An 18,950-nucleotide genomic window follows, 5' to 3' on the forward strand; every position below is an offset into this window, starting at 1 on the left:
CTATTTGGCATCAAACATAAATATCTGTAAGTTGAATATTCCCAAATTTACTCAATAACTTAGGATTATTGTACATTCCATAAAAATCTATTTTTTCCTTTGGATATTGTAAAATAGCGGTTGAAAATAAGGTTATTGCTTTTTCAAACTTAATATCAAGTAATTCTAAAATTTCTGATGGGTAATCTTTATCAAAAAGCATAGCTTTGAGAAAAAATAAATTATAATCAGTAACTTCTCTAGGGTGTGGTTTAATAACTAAATCATGGATACTATAATTAGCAATTATATTTTGATACATTTTAACCTTTTCATATTCAGATATAATGCCATCTTCAGATAAAGGCTGAGTGTATAGAATGTATTTTTTCTCATTCAAATTCTGTAATTTATCTTTATCTATATTAAAAAAAGATAGAATAAGCAATTTTTCTTCTTCTGTTTTCCCATTCCAAAGAGAATGAATATCAAAAAACTCTACCTTATCTAAAATTTCCTTAGGTAAGTTTTGTGTTTTTTGTGAAAGAAATATTTTTTTTACATTTCTATATAACCCAAAACTAGGAGTTGAAAATAATTTATTTTTAAAGCTTCTTTCATAAGCATGAAAATGATAGTTACGAACTCCATCTTCAATTAAAAAAAAAGAAAACCGTTTTAAAAAAAACTTCGCTCCCATTATATGATCTGCACCATAAACCCGGCACACTTCTTTTAATGGTAATCGACTGAATTTAAAATAGTATTTTAGTGATTTTATCATAAGATCTATAATATTTTTAGCTTTAGAAACAAAAATCTTATTTATATCTTTTTTTATAATAGATAAGGAATCATCAACGATATATAAGTTTTCATTTATCTGATCTAATTTATTTTCTATCAATAGATAGATTAATAGCATTCTTAAATTACTTATGATAATGATTTTTTTCATCTTTTAATCCCCCATTGATTATAATTATAAAGGTTATTTCTCAAAAATACTTCTATAAGGAATATAATTATATGTCTCATAAATAGGATGGCGCGTGTAGATATCTTTATAAAATATACTTACGTTATACATTAGTAGTAGAAATAATAAACTTAATTTTATAAAAAACATTCTCAAATTACAGAACAATATAGCAAAACAGCATATGTAAGAAACTAAAAACATTGCTGATATTCTTCCCGCAAGAATACCAACATCAGAAAATAAGAAAAATATAGAAATGTATAAAACAGTTAAATTCACAAGCTTAAATGGTATTTTTTTATAAAAATATAATATCACACAACCCCAAAACAATCTATGTATATAAGCTATACTATTTATAATATGTGTAGAATCATGTTTTACAAAATAATAAAAATAAACCCTTCTAATAAATGATAATTGATTTAAATTTTCATTTAAAAATAATATAAACCTTCCAATCAGTGAAAATGATGAAATTAAAAAAGATGATACCAATAAAAACAATAATAATTTCTTAGAATATTCTTTTATAATTAAAGGATAAATAAGAATAGTAATTAATGACACTTTATGAAATAAGCTACCTAAAATACAGAAAGTCAAATATTTAAAAAAATTCTCACTAATAATATTTTTAATATTGTAGAAAAATATGGCTAAAGCCATTCCTTGCCTATGTGCTTCTATAAGATACAACGGGTAAAATAAACAAACCAATAAGAATAATTGTATATTTTTATTTGGATAAGGTTTCATTCCAAGATAAAGGAAATAAAAAATAATAATATTATATAAAAATATAAAAATTTCAAAATTATCTGTTATGTTTTTTATAATTGATGATAAGATAACGTATCCGTACTCAAGTTGATGTTGTTCAGAATAATCAATAAGTTTTTCAAAAGATGTTTCAGAAAAAGGTATAATGCTATCATATATTTCACTATATGATAAATAATCGGCACCAATATTATATCTTAATATAACTGTTAAGAAGATAAGGAATAAAGTGAATATAAAATAATAATTTTTGAAATTTATATTAAAAGTATCTAAAAACACTCCTACTATTAATATTAAAATTAATATATTATATATAATCATCTAAAACAATATCCTTCCATTTAGTTTTTTTATGTTTTTTAATGTGTCATCTGAAATAGTATTTTTCTCTTTCATTATCACTAATTTTAGCGTCTTAAACACTGCTGAAATCCGCCCTTTCTTTTTGATAAAATAAAATAAAGACCAAATAATATTCGACGTCCATCTATAAACGAAAGGCATATAACGATTTAACACAATTAATTGATTGCGATAACGATAATAATCTTCTTCTTCTCTTGGCAGTCTCCCATCCGGAGATACCTTATGGAAAATTACAAGTTCACTGATATATCTAATTCTATATCCCATCTCAAGGATTCTAAAACTTAAATCTCGCTCTTCACCGCCATATATCCCTAAATCATCAGGATATAATCCGGATTTTTGATAAACTTCTTTTTTAATTGCGTGACCTGCGCCAATAAAATAATAAGTATCCATATCTCGAGTGAAATCTAGCTTTTTATTTCCATGAGGTATCTCATGTCGTAAACTTTTCCGTGTATAAAAATTCTTAATATTAAATGCTAATGCTCCAATATCATTGGATAAAGTAAATTCTGATATAATTCTCTCAAGCAATGCAGTAATATTATCAATCTCAACATCATCATCAAGTGTTACTAAAATATCACCTTGGGCTTTTTCAATTAAATAATTTCGTCCAAGTGCCACACCATAATTTTTTCCATCATGAAAATAACTCGTCAGTAATTTAATATTTTTACTTGTAATATCAAGAATACTCTTTTCTAATTGATTGTTTGGATTATTATCTAAAACCAATAATTCGACATTATCTTGTCCGGTATATTTAACAATAGAATCTAATGTTTCTAATAATTCTTTAACTCTACCATAAGTAATAATTAATATTGATATTTTCATAAATTTCATTTCTTGTGTTTAATAAATCCATTATAGGCATAATGGATAAAATAAAAAATTGATTTCAATAAACCCAGTTTTTCATATTTTCGGTAAATATTCCAAGTCCATATTGCACTTTTTATTTTATTAGAAGAAACACTTACTTTCCCAATACGAACAAACGAATCTATACGCTCTGTTTGAGATAAGGAATATTTTATTCTTTTTAAACAATCCAAATAGAAAGCATAATCCTCATGCTTAATTAAGGGAAAACGTAGATCTTTTATACGTTCCCGCTTTATTAAAACAGTCATTATCTTAAATTGATTGCCTTTTAGTAAGCAAGAATAATCAATATATTCATCGGTTATGATTTTTTTTATATTATTTCCGGACAAATCACAAAAATAATAATTTCCATGACTCATATCAAGATCATTGGCAAGCATAAAATTTAATTGTTCTTTTAATTTATCAGGAGAAATAAAGTCATCACTATCTAAAAAAGTAACATATTTTCCGGAAGCATTTTCCAACCCTACATTTCTACTATAAGCGGGCCCTGAATTTTTATTATTTTTAAATACTCGTATTCTGGTATCAGAATAGCTATCAATAAGTTTCAATGTATCATCTGTCGAACAATCATCCACAATAATCAACTCCCAATGAGTATATGATTGTTTTAATATTGATTGTATTGCGTCATTTAGATATTCATATGCATTATAGGTCGGCATAATAATAGAAACCAAATCTTTCATTTTAATCTCTATGGTTAAATAATTTAATCGTTCTATTTATAAAATTCTTTAAACTGGAAAAAATACAAGTTAAGTTTAAAAATCAATTTCTTTAATTTTAATACCTAGATCATTCACCATTCTATAATAATCTCTAATATTTCTTTTATTAAAAAAAACCTCATTAGGTTTAATAGAAAACAAAGTTAACCTAGGGATATTAACCAAATGCAGCAAAGCGGAACTATACAAACTGTAAATTTCAAATATTACCCTAGGGTTTTCATTTAGTTTTTGTATAATATAGTCTTCAATAATTAAATTAGTATTAATATATTTAACACCATAGATAGTATAATTTTCCCGAGGGTGTGGGAAATAATTTTCAATACCAAAATAATTCACAACCTTTTCTGTTAAATTTATACATTTATTAATATCAGGTTCAAAAACAGGTTGTCCAAGATAGATTTTTATTGTTTTTAAATCGGACTCCTCACCATGATTAATTTCCTCTAAAGAAATAAGTTTAATTACTTTTTTAGGAGCCGTGATGATATTTTCATAGTTCGGATATATAGTCCAATGTTTCCTTATTTTACTTTTCAAATTTTTGATATCGACTCTATTACATATGAGGATATCTCGAATAAAATGTTTAAGTGATATTGTGTAATGCTTACTATCGAAAAAGGTATCCTTCATTAAATTAGCAGAACCATCATCAAAACTTTCTATTGCATTAAATTTCAAATGTGATAAAAGTCCTTGTACTTGTGCCATATCAATACTTGAAACAAAGATAGTATCATATTTTTTTCCATAAAATTTAAAAATCATCTTGTATAGCATATAAAGCATTTTCAATTTAGAAAATAATGGAATACATAGCCGGTATGATTTTTCACATTTTTCTTTTAATCTATCAAAATAATATTCGAATTTTTGATTGCTTAACTTGCTATGGGAATGGTGAATCATAATAAGTTCAAAGGTTTCATTTCGGTTATTTTCAATAATTTTCTCAGCAATTAAACTTTGTAAAGGTGTATGAACTATAATTAAATTTGATTTTGATTGATTAGAATCGCTCATTTTTTATCTCACTTTTTTCAATTTTATAATAAAGAATAGGTAATATCAGAATATTTCCAATAATCAATGCAAATGGTATATTCTCTATACCTGTTCCACTAAGAAAAATTAAAGAAAAAATATATACTAATGTGGCAATTAATGAACTAATTGATACAACTCCATTCTTTCCAAGATAAAATAAATTATTAACTAATAATAAATAAGGAATCATCAGACTAAACCCAACTAAAAAAATACTAATATAATAAGATACCCCAATATATTGTTCATCAAGCAACCATAAAAATAATGACTCTGGTAATAAATAACTTATTATAAATATAATAGGTGCAACAAAAAGAGATAATAACGACCATTTTAAAATAGTATTTTTATTTAATCTTTTTTGTTTTAATGCCTCAAAATAATATGGAACAGTTGCTTTATTTATTGCCATAATTAAAATACTAAAAATACTAGCAATCTGAAATCCTGCGGCATACACTCCTAAACTTTCTGCCGAATATTGATGATAAACCAGCCATTTGTCCGCCTGTGCTTTTAATGTATTGCTACCATGATGTAGCATTAAAGGTAATCCAAATGTAAATATATAATTTAAAGAAAGCAATATTTGCTTTTTCTTCCATCTTATTTTTATAACGGCATTGTTTGGAAACAAATAATAAGCCCCTATCACAATCAGACACTGAGTTGCGAGCATTGCTATAAACCGAAATAATACTAATTCCGTATTTACTAATTCTAATATTATAACTGTTAATAATGCTGACAGAATTCCTGTTGCTAATTGGATTTTTACATAACTAATCGCTTGTTTTTGACACTGTCTTACGCTTAATTGTACAGCAAGCATGCTACTTGTTGCTGAAGTTAAAATTAAAACAGCAAAAATAAGCGATTGATAATATGCTGCAACAAGTAAACCGATTAAAGTAATTAAAGCCGTATATAAATAACCTGAAAAAACTAATGTACCTAAGTTACGTTTACCATAAAAATAATAGTAACGAGCCACTGCACCATCTTGGCTTAGCCCGACTATAATAGTGAAAAAACTTAAAAAGGCAGTATAGTAAGACATCTCACCAAAGCCTTCAACCCCTAGTTTTCGTGTTAAGTAAGGCAATAGTAAAAAAGGCAGAGCTTTTGAAAAAAGCTCTCCACCTAAATAAATCACACTGTCTTTAACTACTTTCATTATTTATTTCTGTTATCTATATACTTAATCAATATTAAACACTTTCTCTAAATCAATTTTTAATTCAGGAAATAATATCGAACTGAGTATTTCTTGTTCTGTGTAATATCGTGCTAAAACAAAAAATATATTCACGATTAAAATCAAGACTATTTAAGTTTTCTACATATTACATAATTTTGCCCTGCAATCATAGGTCAAAAAATTCTTTCGGATATGTATTATCTCTCTTTAAAAAATCCTTAATTGCTAAATAAGCTTTTTCCATTGCATTTTCTTGGTAATAAGGATTTTTCATATTTGGTAATTTTTGCTGAAATTCATTACTTAACAGATATTCGATACCTTTTGTTATTGCAATTTCCTTGGTTTCTACATCAATCACGCTATCACCACGCACGCGACCTTGTTGACGATTACCAATATTGATCGTTCCAACGCCAAGAGATGGAGCTTCCAATAAACCGGATGAGCTGTTACCGATAATACCTTTGGAATATTTGATTAAGGCAAGGTATTCTTCAGGTTTGACTGATGTAAAAAATTTAAAATTATTTTCATCCGTATATATTTTTAATCGGCTAAAAATTACATCTGAATGCGTATCGGCATTAGAACCGATGAAAACAAAGTCATACTGAGATTTGAATTTATCTAAAGCATAGATTAGTTCATTTAACTGTGCCAACACTGAAATATTTGTTAGGGTTTCAGGATGAAATACCACCATAAAATAAGTGCGGTCGAAATTACCGAATTTTTTTCTTAATTGTTCTTTTGTTGGTAAAACTAAACTCAACCCATTTTCAGCCCCCAATGAACCAACATTAATCACACTTTCAGGCGGTTCACCAAGCTGTATCACTCGCTTACGATAGGTCTCCGTTGCCGTTAAGTGAAGCTTGCTCATTTTAGTGATATTATGACGGATAAACTCATCATAATTGCCAAGGGTTTGCTCACCTCCGTGCAGATGAATAATAGAGATATTATGCATTGCCGCAGCTGTCGCTACAGAAAGCATCTCATAACGATCACCCAATATAATTACTGCATCAAATTTATTTTGACTAAAAAATTGCCCAAATTTATCCAAACATTCCGCCATTGAGCTAATAATAGTTTGATTATTTTTACTGTCTAAATTTAATTTGATTTTTGCGGCAATCTTAAAACCATCTTGCTCAATAATATTAACGGTATTGCCATATTGTTGCTCTAAGTGCATTGCAGTGACCACTAAAGAAAAATCAATAGTATTATCGTCTTGTAAACGTTTAAGCAAGCGTTTTACAATGCCGTATTCTGCACGTGAACCGGTAATATAAGCAATTTTTTTCATTAAATCACCGCACTTTTTACAATATTTTCTAATAATTGATAGCCATTGTTATTCAAATGCAAACCGTCATTGGTGTAATTTAGGTTTAATTTATGGTATTGATCGCTAAATTCATCATCTAAATCAATCCAATTTGCTTCCGTTAAATGTGTTTTTAAATAGGTATTTAATTGACGAATGTCCTGATTATTACGATCTGCACGGAATGCAACAGGCGTAACCGCTAAAAAATAGATTTCAATATCACTACGAATATTTTTTAACTTCTGAATTAATTCTTGGATATCGGATAATACACTTTCATTAGTCCAATTTGGTTTAACGATGTCATTTGTGCCAGTCATCAGAAGCACTTTTTTAGCTAAGGTTTTAACAATGCCACTATCTAATAACAGTTCAATATATTGACGGGTAGAAATGCCGGAAACCGCAATATTTTGCACAGTCAAGTTTGCTAATTTTTCAATATTCCATTGATCTAAAATAGAATGGCCGACAAAAGTAATATTTGCTTGTCGGTTGAAATTTTCTTTTTTAGCTAAAATACGCTGTTTAATTTGATTCAATAATATGTTTTCTTTATTTCGTTGCTGAATAAGAAAATAAAAATGTTCAAAATCGGTTCTATCATCAATATCAACCGATACTGTTTTATCCATAAAATAAGCTAAAGATTTTTCACCATAAAAATGTTTTTGAGCTAAATATTCTTTTGGCTTCGCCAAAAAAAAAGCACCATTAGGTGAATACTCAGGCGAATAGTTTTGGCGAGCATAATTAGAATAATCAAGCTGAAAATATTTTAAACTTTCATCTTCATCAATTTTACGTGTCAATGTTGTCGGTTTATGAGCATCGGTTACAGATACTAAAAAATCAAATTTATCAAAATTTTTCTCAAACTTTTCGCAGGCTTCTTTAATATGCTGAACCGTTCTTAACGGGGATGTCGGTTGGAGTTGTACAAAGTAATCAAATTCTGTATCTGCATATTTTAATAATACATCTTCAAGTGCAACAAAAGAACTTGCTGTATCGGTTGCTAAATGTGGTGCACGATTTATAAACTCGATCGGATAATGAGAAAGTGCATCAATATATTCTTGTGAATCTGTTGTTACGATGATTTTATCAAAAACGTTGGATTCAATCGCAGCATCGATAGAATATGCCATCAGCGGCTTTCCATCAACTAACAACATATTTTTATTCGGCAAGCCTTTTGAGCCGGCTCTGGCTGTAATAATTGCTATTTTTTTCATAAATAATACCGTTTACACTTGTTGATTTTCAAATCTGTTATCTACAATTAGCTGATCTTCAGCAAAATCATTTTGTGCTTCTTTACCTAAAATATCATACCAATACATCGGACTAATGCCATTTCCGGGGCGTTTAGTTGTAATATTTTCAACTGTAAAAATTTCACCTTTTTTAATCGTACGAGCAGCAATAATGGATTTTCTTGCCACAATTTTATTTTTTGCCTCAGATGGAGTGACAATTTTTTTTGAAGAACCTAAGGCTTTTTCAACCGCCCGAATGCCTTTACATAATAACTCGAGTTCATCAGGAGTCACTGAGGCTTTATGATCCGGCCCTTCAAAATTTTTGTCGAGCGTAAAATGCTTCTCAATAAATGTAATACCATAAGGTACGGCAGCGATACCGGCAAAATAGCCTTCCGAATGATCAGAAAAACCGATATTAAAACCCACAAATTCAGATTTTAATTGATGAATTGCATTTAAGTTTACATCTTCAAATGGTGTAGGATATTCAGTATTACAATGTAAAACAGTTATATCTTTTCTTGCCATACCATCTTTTTCTAAAATATTTAATGACCATTTAATTTCATCAAGCGTTGCCATTCCGGTCGAAATGACAATAGTTTTTCCTTCTATCGGCAGGCGAGCGATTTTTTCTAAATAAGGCAGATTAGTTAATTCACCTGAAGGGATTTTCCACACTTTTTGCTGCTGTAAAGCTAAAAAATCAATAGATTCCATATCAAAAGGCGTAGAAAACACTTCTAATCCCAGTGAACGGGCATAAGCTTCCAATTTAATAAACTCATTATAGGGTAACTCAAGTTTACGTGTCATTTCTAATTGAGAATCAGCTGTGCCGGTAGTGACTTTTTGATATTCTGCTTTTGGTGCATATTTAGAAATCAGTTTATCTGCTTTAAAAGTTTGAAATTTCACAGCATCAACACCGCACTTTTTCGCCACATCAACCATTTTATAAGCTAAGTTGACATCACCGTTGTGATTACAACCAATTTCAGCTACGATAAACACTTTATTTTTAGACATTTTTATTCCTAATGACTCTGGCAGGCACGCCTGCAACAACTAAATTATCCTGAATAGAGCGAATTACAACACTTCCGGAACCGACCGTGACATTTCTACCAATATGAAGTTGCCCGTTAAACACACTGGAACTGCCAATAAAAGAAAGCTCATCGATAGTCACATCGCCATTAATCGTCACATTCGTCGAAATATTGCAATGATTTGCAATTTTGCAACCGTGTTCAATAAGCGTTTTACTATTGATTATGCAATTATCCCCAATTTGACTGTCACCGTTAATAATTGCCATTTTACCAATATACACTGAACGCCCGATTCGGGTAAAACGGGAAATCAATGCACTTTTATCTATAATACTGATTAACTTGCATTGATAGTTCATTAAAATCTGATATTTTTCTAAACGGTGTTCATTATCACCAATACTGATAAAATAATGATATTTATCCCGTTCAACAAAACTTTCAAGATCACTTGCCACTATAGGATAACCTAAATGCTCACTTCCAATGGGTTTAAACTTGTCAATAAATCCACAAAATTCATATTCAGCATGATCCAAGCTATCTAAAGCGGATTTAGCATAGCCACCCGCACCAAGAAAGATGACTTTATTTTTGTTCATTCCTATCATTGATTATTTTTGACCTTTTATGCTTTTTCTTTTTTAAATGCACGAGAAAGCAAAATAACAAAAGAAGATAAAATTAATCCTAATAATAAACCGATGATTAAAATAATCAACTTCTTGGGCTTATCTTTAACTACCGGATAATCCGGCGAAGCCAAATAACTACATGACTGCCCTTCCACACTTTGTGCTTTAGCAAATAAAGGCTCAAGTTGTTTTAATTGATCGGCAATTTGATAATAGCGTGGCGGATAAATTAATTTATCGCTTTTGACGACATCAATTTGTGCTTTCAAATATTTTTCTCCCAGCATAAATAAATATAAGCCTTCATTAAGTTTTGAATCTGCCAATGAAATTTTAGAATCGGCTAATGCCGCATTAGCGGCGGCAATGGTAGCGGCTGCGGTTTCATTGTAATTAAATGATTTATTGTATTCTTTAATACCCGCATGTGCCGCGATATCATAAGCTTTGTTGAGGTTATTAAGCTGAACAATATTCTCTACAATTAAATTTTGTGTAATCTCTTGTTGCTCATGCTTTAAATCCTTGATTTCTTTATCAAAAAGAACCAAGAAATCATTTAAATCCTGTTTATAGGCCTTTTCATTAATAAAGGCAATAAAGGCTTTCAATGTATCTTGTGCTAATGCCGGTGTTTCGGCATAAAAGCTAATACGGTTATCTACTGCATTAGGCTCTTTTTTCGGGTCAGGTTGTGTAAACACTATAGCTTCGTTAACAAGCTTCGCCAATATTTTACGTTGTTCCTGTTCATCCTTGCCTTCCGATTCAATTTTATAAACATCAGAATTAATAAAGAATGCTTCTTTTTCGTCGGCAGATTGTGCTAATTGGGAAAAACGAGCAAAAATTTCTTTTACAATTTCTGTTTCTTTTTTCTCTTTATCATCTTTTATGCCAAGAATACGGGAATATTCATTGCGTAGTTGAAGATAACCGCCTAATTCCGCATAAGTCGGTTCAACTACACGGGCATTAGATGTCCATTGTTCTTTTGCAGTAAAAGCGTACACGGCGGCAAATAGGGTGGTAATAAGTGCGGTTAAAATTATCCGGATTTTCTTATCCCAGAGTAGTGTGATAAGTTCTATCAGATTGATTTCATCATTATGCTGAATGTGAGAGTTTGGCATAAATTTCCTGCTCATAAAGTCCAAAATAGTAAATATTCAACCAGCTATTTATTAACGCATTACTTAGACAGAATAAATCGAAAGTAGTTTACAATTTGTTTTATCTTTATAATGGTTAACACCTCCAAACGACTATCAAAACAAAGCCTCACCTTATTATGAGAATCATTATTATTAGCAATAATTATAATAACTTACGAAATATTGCAGAATCTATTTCATATTATTATCATCACTCCATAAAAAGCAAGATTATTTTATATAACCATTTTTTATAATATAAAAAATAATTAATTTTTAATCATTTACCGGCCCGCTATAACATAGTTGAAATGCAAAAAAGAAAAAGATTACTTTTTCGCCAAAATAACTCTTTAAGAACATCGTCGAAAAAGGTATAATCCGCAGCCGATAATATCTTATATCTGATGAATTAATAAAAAGAGGACTTAATGGCTAAAGAAGATAGCATTGAAATGCAGGGAACAATTTTGGAAACTCTGCCTAATACGATGTTTCGTGTTGAATTAGAAAACGGTCACATAGTGACTGCCCATATTTCAGGTAAAATGCGTAAAAACTATATCCGCATTTTAACCGGGGATAAAGTAACGGTGGAAATGACTCCTTACGATTTAAGCAAGGGACGAATCGTTTTCCGCAGCCGTTAATTATTTCAAGATTCTTAAAATGCACAATTAAACAATACGTTAGTTGTGCATTTTTTGTATTTGATAAAATTTTAGGAAAATTTTTATGTTATTGACCGCACTTTATATTATCGGCATCACTGCCGAGGCGATTACCGGTGCTTTAGCTGCCGGACGAGAAAAAATGGATATTTTCGGTGTAATTATTATCGCCTCAATGACGGCTATCGGTGGCGGCTCAGTACGCGATATGTTGCTTGGACACTATCCGCTCGGCTGGGTAAAACATCCGGAATACATTATGATCGTTGCCAGTGCAGCTATTTTGACCGTGTTTATCGCTCCCTTCATCCGTAATTTTATGCAATATTTTCGTACTATCTTTTTGGTGTTAGATGCACTCGGGCTGATTGTATTTTCTATTATCGGTGCACAAGTTGCCTTAGATATGGGGCACGGTTTTATGATTGCCGGCGTTGCGGCTATTGTTACCGGCGCCTTTGGCGGTGTGTTGCGGGATTTATTATGCAACCGCATTCCGTTGGTTTTTCAAAAAGAGCTGTATGCCAGTATTGCATTACTTGCCACTTGCATTTATATTGGTTTGCAACAACTCGGTATTGAGCATAATGCAGTGGTTATCATCACGTTAATCAGCGGTTTTGTGCTACGATTGCTGGCAATCTATTTTGAGTTAGGGCTGCCTGTTTTTGACTATCAAGAACAGGACACGCCAAAACTTGACGATAAATTACCAAAAAAGACCAAATAGGAACAACGCATATGACAGATTTAATCCAAATGGGCAAAGATGCCAGACAAGCTGCTTTTGCATTGGCACAATTATCACAAAAAGAAAAAAACCGTGCCTTACGAATTATTGCCGAACAGTTAGAAGCACAAAGTGCGGTCATTTTAGCGGAAAATATCAAAGATATTGAAATTGCACGTAAAAACGGGTTATCGGAAGCTATTATCGATCGTTTATTACTGACGGAATCCCGCCTGCAAAGCATCGCCAATGATGTGCGTCACGTCATGTCATTAGCGGATCCTGTGGGACAAATTATGGACGGAAGTTTACTCGACAGCGGTTTACGCATTGAACGAGTGCGTGTACCGGTGGGCGTAATCGGTACAATTTACGAATCCCGCCCTAACGTTACTATTGATGTGGCAAGCCTGTGTTTAAAAACCGGTAATGCCGTAATTTTACGCGGCGGCAAAGAAACTCAATATTCCAATAAAATTTTAGTGGACGTAGTGCAACAAGCGTTGTCTCAAGCAGGTTTGCCGAAAACAGCCGTGCAAGCCATTACCGATCCTGATCGCACATTAATTATGGAATTATTAAAACTTGATCAATATGTGGATATGATTATTCCGCGTGGCGGTGCGGGCTTGCACGATCTTTGCAAACAACATTCTACGATTCCGGTGATTGTCGGCGGTATCGGTATTTGCCATTTATTTATGGAACAAACCGCAGATCAGGAAAAATCCTTATCGGTGATTGAAAACGCCAAAACCCAGCGTCCAAGCACTTGTAACACCTTAGAAACCTTATTAGTGCAAGAATCTATCGCAGCCGAATTTTTGCCGAAATTAGCCAATCACTTAAAAGGCAAAGTGAATTTTCACGCAGATTCGACCGCACTTGCGATTTTGCAGCAAGCGGGAGCGAATGTATCACCGGTTACCGATGAGCAACTACGTAATGAGTGGCTGACTTATGAATTAAATGTGGTAATTGTGAAAGATATAGTTGAAGCAGTGTCACATATTCGCGAATACGGCAGCCAACACTCGGACGGTATTTTAACGGAATCCGCACGATTAGCACGACAATTCGTGCTGCAAGTGGATTCTGCTGCGGTGTATGTGAATGCCAGCACCCGATTCACCGACGGCGGACAATTCGGCTTAGGAGCAGAAGTGGCTGTCAGCACACAAAAGCTGCACGCCCGCGGCCCAATGGGATTAGAAGCACTCACCACTTACAAATGGGTAGGCATGGGAGATTACACCTCTCGTGCCTAACTCAACTCAACTTCAAGCGCTGAAAAATGCGGTTGAAAAAATGTATCAAAAACTTGGATTTGGCATAGCTGCAGAACAAACAATCTATGCCAAATTCGACCGCACTTTATTCAGCGATGATTTTGCTTCCTTTGAATTTTATCAAAATGAAATTCAAGCTACTTTTGAGCAACTGGAACAATTAAACCAGCAAACTGAGCAATGGGAATTTCTTACTGCAAAATTATTAGCGCAATGCACCGCACTTTCGGAAGCAATGAATCGTCAGCAATTTCCCTCTAAATCCGCTCAAAAACCGACGAAAAGTGCGGTAGTTTCTCAACGAAAATTATCAAAATCCGAACAAGTCAAACACGAAATTCATAAACTACCGCCCAGAGAACGTTTGAGCAAATATTATGAAGCCTTGTCCGCATTGAATAATAAAATTACACATCAGGAAAATTTATTACTCACTGCTACCACACAAGACGAAAAAAAGTTTTATCATCAACAAATTACGATCACGCAACAACGTAAAAACCGTTGTTTGGAAGCGATTGAATTATTGGAAGAATATTTGGCATTTAAAGATGAAAAGGATATGTAGCAAAAATCACAATATACCTATTTATAGGTAGTGAATTCACTCTACATTTTTCATCATCAAAAAATAACACTTAACCGTTTGAATTTTAATAAGTTTAACCATACCTAATTAGGGGTATGGCATGCTACATTTTTCCATATAAAAAAACAAATTTCATCAAAAATTTGATCAATCTCAATAAATCATCAAATAATTCTCTTCCCTCCCATAGAAAAGCCTTACATTTTTTGTTACTTTAGCCCTAAATTTAATTTCTATATTTTTATATTCCCTTGTTTTTAATGAGAAATATTTTCATTAAAAACAAATAATTTAGTTAACTAACTTAAGTGGAGTGATTATCGTGAACCTATTTAATAAAAGTCTAATTGCGGCGACTGCAATGATGGGGTTTGCACTTTCTCAAAATGCAATGGCGGAATTCAAATATACGCCGCCTAAACAACCTATTGAAGCCCCGAATCCGAATTTAATTATCCAATCAAATAATGCAAAATTCGCAGATCAATATCCGAAACAATTTAATTCTTGGGCAAAAACGTCCGAATCAACTGATTTGGTTTCAGTAAATGAAGAAGATCCGCGTACCGTTGTATTATGGGCCGGTTATGCCTTTGCTAAAGACTATAAAAAACCGCGTGGTCACTTTTATACCGTAACTGACGTACGTAATATTTTACGTACCGGTGCACCGGGTGTAGAAGGTGGAAAAGATCTTCAACCCATGGCCTGTTGGACTTGTAAAGGTCCTGATGTTCCTCGTTTAATCGCGGAATGGGGTGAGGAAGGCTATTTCAGCGGTCCTTGGTCAAAAGGCGGTGCCGAAGTGGTTAACTCTATCGGTTGTGCCGACTGCCATGACACAACTTCAAAAGCATTCGCTCGCGGTGAACCGGCTTTACGCATTGCTCGTCCGCACGTCTTACGTGCCTTGGAAAAATTAGGTAAACCATTTGACAAAATGGACAACACCGACAAACGTGCTGCCGCATGTGGGAACTGTCACGTTGAATACTACTTCGCCGATAGCTTAAAACAAGTAACTTTCCCTTGGGATAAAGGCGTTGACGCGGATTCAATCGAAAAATACTACGATGAAATCGGCTTTACCGACTGGACACACGCAATTTCTAAAGCACAAATGTTGAAAGCACAACACCCGGACTATGAAACCTGGTCAATGGGTATCCACGGTAAAAACGGTGTAACCTGTATCGACTGTCATATGCCTAAAGTGAAAGATGCCGATGGTAAAGTCTATACCGATCACAAAATCGGGAATCCGTTTGACGCCTTTGAAAGCACTTGTGCGAACTGTCACGATCAAGAAAAAGAAACCTTGAAAAACATCGTAAAAACACGTAAATCCCAAATCAAAGACGTAATGCTCCGTTTAGAAGATCAACTTGTAAAAGCACACTTTGAAGCGAAAGCAGCCTGGGATGCGGGTGCAAACAAAGAAGAAATGAACAACGCATTAGTAGCGATTCGTCATGCTCAATGGCGTTGGGACTACAGTGCTGCAGGCCACGGCGGTCAAATGCACGCACCGGAAGTAATCCTGCACGTATTAGGCACCGGCTTGGATCGTGTAACCGAAGCCCGTACCGAATTAGCACGTATTTTAGCCAAACACGGTGTGAACCAACCGGTACAAATTCCTGATATTTCTACTGCGGATAAAGCGTGGAAAGCCACCGGTGTTGATATCGAAAAAGAACGTAAATTAAAAGCGGAATTTATCAAAACCGTTGTACCTCAATGGGAAAAAGAAGCTCAAGAAAAAGGCTTAATTCCTAAAAACTAAACTTCACAAAAAATGACCGCACTTTTGTGCGAACATCTCCACAATCTAAAGTGCGGTCACTTTTAAAGCTAAATTGAGGTAATAAAAATGAGCTTAAATGCAATTTTCAAACAGAGCTACAAAGCCATTGCGTTAGTTGCCGGTTTATTTGCGGTGTCTTTCCCGGCATTAGCGGAAACCCAAACACCAATGAGCAACAGCAACAGTAGCCAACTAACATATGAGCCGCAATTGGATAACCAACGTAATCCAAACGAATATTGTGCTAAATGTCATAAATTCGACAATGATGCGGATCAGCAAAAAGGGATATTCCATGCAGGTAAATTCCATGGGATTCACTTATCTAAAACTAATCCGAGTACCGGTAATCCGATTACTTGCGTGAGCTGTCACGGTAATATTTCTGAAGAACATCGTCGCGGTGCAAAAGATGTAATGCGTTTCCAAACGGATATTTTCAGCAAAGAAAAACCGATGTATAGCGTTGAGCAGCAAAACCAAGTGTGTTTCTCTTGTCATAAACCGGAACAACTTCGTGAAAAACTTTGGGCTCATGATGTACACGCAATGAAATTGCCTTGTGCAGCTTGCCATACATTGCACCCTGAAAAAGAAGCAATGAAAGATTTACCGAAAAAACAACAAGTTAAGCTTTGCGTTGATTGTCATGGTAAACAACAGGCTTTACAAGCGGAAAAACAAGCCGGATCGGCAAACCCTGAACAAAAGGATAAAAAATAATGAATTGCTCACGCCGAAATTTTGTTTCCGGCATTGGAGCTTTAGCCCTTATGTCCGGAGTGCCAGCGACAGGTTTAGCTAAAGATGAGAAATCAGCACAGGATAAACCGATTCGTTATGCCATGGTACATGATGAAACATCATGTATCGGCTGTACCGCCTGTATGGATGCCTGTCGTGATGTAAACCAAGTTCCTGAAGGCGTTTCCCGTTTAGAGATCCTGCGTAGCGGACCTTACGGTGAGTTTCCTGATCAGGAATATGAATTTTTCCGTCAATCGTGCCAGCACTGTACTAATGCACCTTGCGTTGCAGTGTGTCCGACCGGTGCATCCTTTATTGATGCCTCAACCGGTATTGTGGATGTAAATAAAGATCTATGCGTCGGCTGTCAATACTGTATCGCAGTTTGTCCGTATCGTGTTCGCTTTATTCATCCGGTACACAAAACTGCGGATAAATGTAACTTCTGTCGTGATACCAATCTTGCCGCCGGTAAACAACCGGCTTGTGTAGAAGCCTGTCCGACTAAAGCATTAACTTTCGGTGATATGAATGATCCGAACAGTGCCGTTGCCAAAAAAGTGCGTGATAATTTTGTTTATCGCACCAAATTAGAGCTTGGTACGAAACCGAATTTATATCATATCCCATTTGGAAAGGGAGAACATAGATAATGAACGAATATGTACCATTCCAAAGCCCGAATCTCATCTGGGATTCAAGTATTGCTATCTACTTATTCTTGCTTGGTATTTCATCCGGTGCAGTACAGTTGGCAATCGCCTATAAACGCACGCATAAACTTGAAAATCCAAGTGCCAACTGGATTATCCGAGCGGCGGCAATCCTTGGTCCCTCAACGGTAATCATCGGTTTATTATTGTTGATTTTCCACTTGGCTCGTCCTTGGACATTCTGGTATTTGATGTTCAATTATCAGTTTAATTCCGTGATGTCTATGGGGGTAATGCTATTCCAAGTATATATGCTCGCTCTCGTATTCTGGATGGCGGTAATTTTCAAGGATGACCTTGAAAAACTACTCAATCGTTTTGCCCCTAAACTCACATTCGTTGTGAAATGGATTGCGAAGTTAGAACGCTTAAACGGTCTGGTAGAAGTTATTTTATTTATACTGGCTGCGGTATTAGGGGCTTACACCGGTTTCTTATTATCCGCTTTAATCAGCTATCCGATGTTGAATAATCCGGTATTACCTGCGTTGTTCCTGGCATCAGGTACATCATCCGGTATCGCCGCAACATTCTTAGTGATCTTGATTGCAGGTAAATTAAAAGGGGATTCCCATGAAGTGCATTTTATGCACAAATTTGAAGTGCCGATTATGGTTACCGAGCTTGGTTTAATCGTCTGCTTCTTTGTGGGTCTATACTTTGGCGGCGGTCAAAAAACGGTCTCTTTGTATAATGCACTCAGCGGATTCTGGGGGGCGGTCTTCTGGATCGGAGTAATGCTTATCGGTATTTTAATTCCAATCTTAGCGAATTTAACGGCAAAAGATTCATTAAAATATAACCGCACTTTCATTATTTGGATTTCGATTTTCGACCTAATCGGTGTACTCTGTTTGCGTTACTTTATCCTATACGCGGGACAAATGACCATAGCATAATAATCCATTAATGCTATAATCTTATCAAATCAGGTGGGCAC

At 33.8% G+C, this 18,950-nt stretch carries 19 protein-coding genes; 8 read left to right on the forward strand and 11 right to left on the reverse strand.

Annotated elements, in window-relative coordinates; translation table 11 throughout:
* Nucleotides 1–10: 10 nt before the first annotated feature.
* From EDC44_RS05185 to EDC44_RS05235, 11 genes are all read right to left on the reverse strand, one after another.
* Entirely contained in the window at nucleotides 11–937 is a 927-nt protein-coding gene (locus EDC44_RS05185; protein WP_131976075.1) for a glycosyltransferase family 52, read from the reverse strand.
* Nucleotides 938–970: 33 nt separating this feature from the next.
* The gene (locus EDC44_RS05190; RefSeq protein ID WP_131976077.1) at nucleotides 971–2,068 is read right to left on the reverse strand and encodes an EpsG family protein; all 1,098 of its coding nucleotides are present in this window, start codon (nucleotides 2,066–2,068) and stop codon (nucleotides 971–973) included.
* Complete coding sequence (locus EDC44_RS05195) at nucleotides 2,069–2,959, reverse strand: glycosyltransferase family 2 protein (RefSeq protein ID WP_131976079.1); 891 nt, start codon at nucleotides 2,957–2,959, stop codon at nucleotides 2,069–2,071. It abuts the gene before it with no gap.
* A 5-nt stretch (nucleotides 2,960–2,964) separates the two neighbouring features.
* A complete protein-coding gene (locus EDC44_RS05200; protein WP_207896724.1) occupies nucleotides 2,965–3,708 on the reverse strand; it encodes a glycosyltransferase family 2 protein in 744 nt (247 codons plus the stop codon).
* A gap of 75 nt (nucleotides 3,709–3,783) precedes the next feature.
* Nucleotides 3,784–4,782: a glycosyltransferase family 52 gene (locus EDC44_RS05205; protein WP_131976081.1), complete on the reverse strand. Its 999-nt coding sequence runs from the start codon at nucleotides 4,780–4,782 to the stop codon at nucleotides 3,784–3,786.
* A complete protein-coding gene (locus EDC44_RS05210; protein WP_131976083.1) occupies nucleotides 4,769–5,986 on the reverse strand; it encodes an oligosaccharide flippase family protein in 1,218 nt (405 codons plus the stop codon). The genes EDC44_RS05205 and EDC44_RS05210 overlap by 14 nt, the downstream gene beginning before the upstream one ends.
* Nucleotides 5,987–6,176: 190 nt before the next feature.
* Complete coding sequence (gene neuC / locus EDC44_RS05215; RefSeq protein WP_131976085.1) at nucleotides 6,177–7,328, reverse strand: UDP-N-acetylglucosamine 2-epimerase; 1,152 nt, start codon at nucleotides 7,326–7,328, stop codon at nucleotides 6,177–6,179.
* Complete coding sequence (locus EDC44_RS05220; RefSeq protein WP_131976087.1) at nucleotides 7,328–8,590, reverse strand: cytidylyltransferase domain-containing protein; 1,263 nt, start codon at nucleotides 8,588–8,590, stop codon at nucleotides 7,328–7,330. Before EDC44_RS05220 ends, neuC begins: the two co-directional genes overlap by 1 nt.
* A gap of 12 nt (nucleotides 8,591–8,602) precedes the next feature.
* Nucleotides 8,603–9,649, reverse strand: coding sequence for an N-acetylneuraminate synthase (neuB, locus tag EDC44_RS05225; RefSeq protein WP_131976089.1), 1,047 nt, complete (start codon nucleotides 9,647–9,649; stop codon nucleotides 8,603–8,605).
* Entirely contained in the window at nucleotides 9,642–10,277 is a 636-nt protein-coding gene (locus EDC44_RS05230; protein WP_131976091.1) for an acetyltransferase, read from the reverse strand. The genes neuB and EDC44_RS05230 overlap by 8 nt, the downstream gene beginning before the upstream one ends.
* A 26-nt stretch (nucleotides 10,278–10,303) precedes the next feature.
* Nucleotides 10,304–11,443, reverse strand: coding sequence for an LPS O-antigen chain length determinant protein WzzB (locus tag EDC44_RS05235; RefSeq protein WP_131976093.1), 1,140 nt, complete (start codon nucleotides 11,441–11,443; stop codon nucleotides 10,304–10,306).
* Nucleotides 11,444–11,895: 452 nt separating this feature from the next.
* On the opposite strand from EDC44_RS05235, the gene infA reads away from it, so the two are divergent.
* The 8 genes from infA to nrfD all read left to right on the forward strand — a co-directional run bounded on the left by infA (nucleotide 11,896) and on the right by nrfD (nucleotide 18,909).
* Nucleotides 11,896–12,114, forward strand: coding sequence for a translation initiation factor IF-1 (gene infA / locus EDC44_RS05240; protein ID WP_065237439.1), 219 nt, complete (start codon nucleotides 11,896–11,898; stop codon nucleotides 12,112–12,114).
* Nucleotides 12,115–12,199: 85 nt separating this feature from the next.
* Complete coding sequence (locus tag EDC44_RS05245; protein WP_131976096.1) at nucleotides 12,200–12,865, forward strand: trimeric intracellular cation channel family protein; 666 nt, start codon at nucleotides 12,200–12,202, stop codon at nucleotides 12,863–12,865.
* Between the two features lie 11 nt (nucleotides 12,866–12,876).
* Entirely contained in the window at nucleotides 12,877–14,133 is a 1,257-nt protein-coding gene (gene proA, locus EDC44_RS05250; protein ID WP_131976098.1) for a glutamate-5-semialdehyde dehydrogenase, read from the forward strand.
* Nucleotides 14,126–14,722, forward strand: coding sequence for a primosomal replication protein PriC (priC, locus tag EDC44_RS05255; RefSeq protein WP_279388367.1), 597 nt, complete (start codon nucleotides 14,126–14,128; stop codon nucleotides 14,720–14,722). The genes proA and priC overlap by 8 nt, the downstream gene beginning before the upstream one ends.
* Nucleotides 14,723–15,065: 343 nt before the next feature.
* Nucleotides 15,066–16,529 (forward strand): ammonia-forming nitrite reductase cytochrome c552 subunit, encoded by a 1,464-nt coding sequence (nrfA, locus tag EDC44_RS05260; protein WP_424276099.1) that lies wholly within the window; start codon nucleotides 15,066–15,068, stop codon nucleotides 16,527–16,529.
* Nucleotides 16,530–16,616: 87 nt separating this feature from the next.
* Nucleotides 16,617–17,273, forward strand: coding sequence for a cytochrome c nitrite reductase pentaheme subunit (nrfB, locus tag EDC44_RS05265; RefSeq protein ID WP_131976102.1), 657 nt, complete (start codon nucleotides 16,617–16,619; stop codon nucleotides 17,271–17,273).
* Nucleotides 17,270–17,950, forward strand: a complete 681-nt coding sequence (gene nrfC, locus EDC44_RS05270; RefSeq protein ID WP_131976103.1) for a cytochrome c nitrite reductase Fe-S protein — start codon at nucleotides 17,270–17,272, stop codon at nucleotides 17,948–17,950. Before nrfB ends, nrfC begins: the two co-directional genes overlap by 4 nt.
* A complete protein-coding gene (gene nrfD / locus EDC44_RS05275; RefSeq protein WP_165870227.1) occupies nucleotides 17,950–18,909 on the forward strand; it encodes a cytochrome c nitrite reductase subunit NrfD in 960 nt (319 codons plus the stop codon). Before nrfC ends, nrfD begins: the two co-directional genes overlap by 1 nt.
* Nucleotides 18,910–18,950 lie beyond the last annotated feature (41 nt).

Origin of the sequence: Cricetibacter osteomyelitidis (assembly GCF_004340985.1) — a bacterium.
GTDB classification, from domain to species: domain Bacteria; phylum Pseudomonadota; class Gammaproteobacteria; order Enterobacterales; family Pasteurellaceae; genus Cricetibacter; species Cricetibacter osteomyelitidis.

Coding starts and splice junctions, on each gene's coding strand:
- EDC44_RS05185 (WP_131976075.1), bottom strand. CDS start 937: ATGAAAAAAATCATTATCATAAGTAATTTAAGAATGCTATTAATCTAT.
- nrfB (WP_131976102.1), top strand. CDS start 16,617: ATGAGCTTAAATGCAATTTTCAAACAGAGCTACAAAGCCATTGCGTTA.
- EDC44_RS05210 (WP_131976083.1), bottom strand. CDS start 5,986: ATGAAAGTAGTTAAAGACAGTGTGATTTATTTAGGTGGAGAGCTTTTT.
- EDC44_RS05220 (WP_131976087.1), bottom strand. CDS start 8,590: ATGAAAAAAATAGCAATTATTACAGCCAGAGCCGGCTCAAAAGGCTTG.
- EDC44_RS05235 (WP_131976093.1), bottom strand. CDS start 11,443: ATGCCAAACTCTCACATTCAGCATAATGATGAAATCAATCTGATAGAA.
- EDC44_RS05200 (WP_207896724.1), bottom strand. CDS start 3,708: ATGAAAGATTTGGTTTCTATTATTATGCCGACCTATAATGCATATGAA.
- neuB (WP_131976089.1), bottom strand. CDS start 9,649: ATGTCTAAAAATAAAGTGTTTATCGTAGCTGAAATTGGTTGTAATCAC.
- nrfD (WP_165870227.1), top strand. CDS start 17,950: ATGAACGAATATGTACCATTCCAAAGCCCGAATCTCATCTGGGATTCA.
- EDC44_RS05190 (WP_131976077.1), bottom strand. CDS start 2,068: ATGATTATATATAATATATTAATTTTAATATTAATAGTAGGAGTGTTT.
- EDC44_RS05205 (WP_131976081.1), bottom strand. CDS start 4,782: ATGAGCGATTCTAATCAATCAAAATCAAATTTAATTATAGTTCATACA.
- EDC44_RS05230 (WP_131976091.1), bottom strand. CDS start 10,277: ATGAACAAAAATAAAGTCATCTTTCTTGGTGCGGGTGGCTATGCTAAA.
- infA (WP_065237439.1), top strand. CDS start 11,896: ATGGCTAAAGAAGATAGCATTGAAATGCAGGGAACAATTTTGGAAACT.
- proA (WP_131976098.1), top strand. CDS start 12,877: ATGACAGATTTAATCCAAATGGGCAAAGATGCCAGACAAGCTGCTTTT.
- EDC44_RS05195 (WP_131976079.1), bottom strand. CDS start 2,959: ATGAAAATATCAATATTAATTATTACTTATGGTAGAGTTAAAGAATTA.
- EDC44_RS05245 (WP_131976096.1), top strand. CDS start 12,200: ATGTTATTGACCGCACTTTATATTATCGGCATCACTGCCGAGGCGATT.
- neuC (WP_131976085.1), bottom strand. CDS start 7,328: ATGAAAAAAATTGCTTATATTACCGGTTCACGTGCAGAATACGGCATT.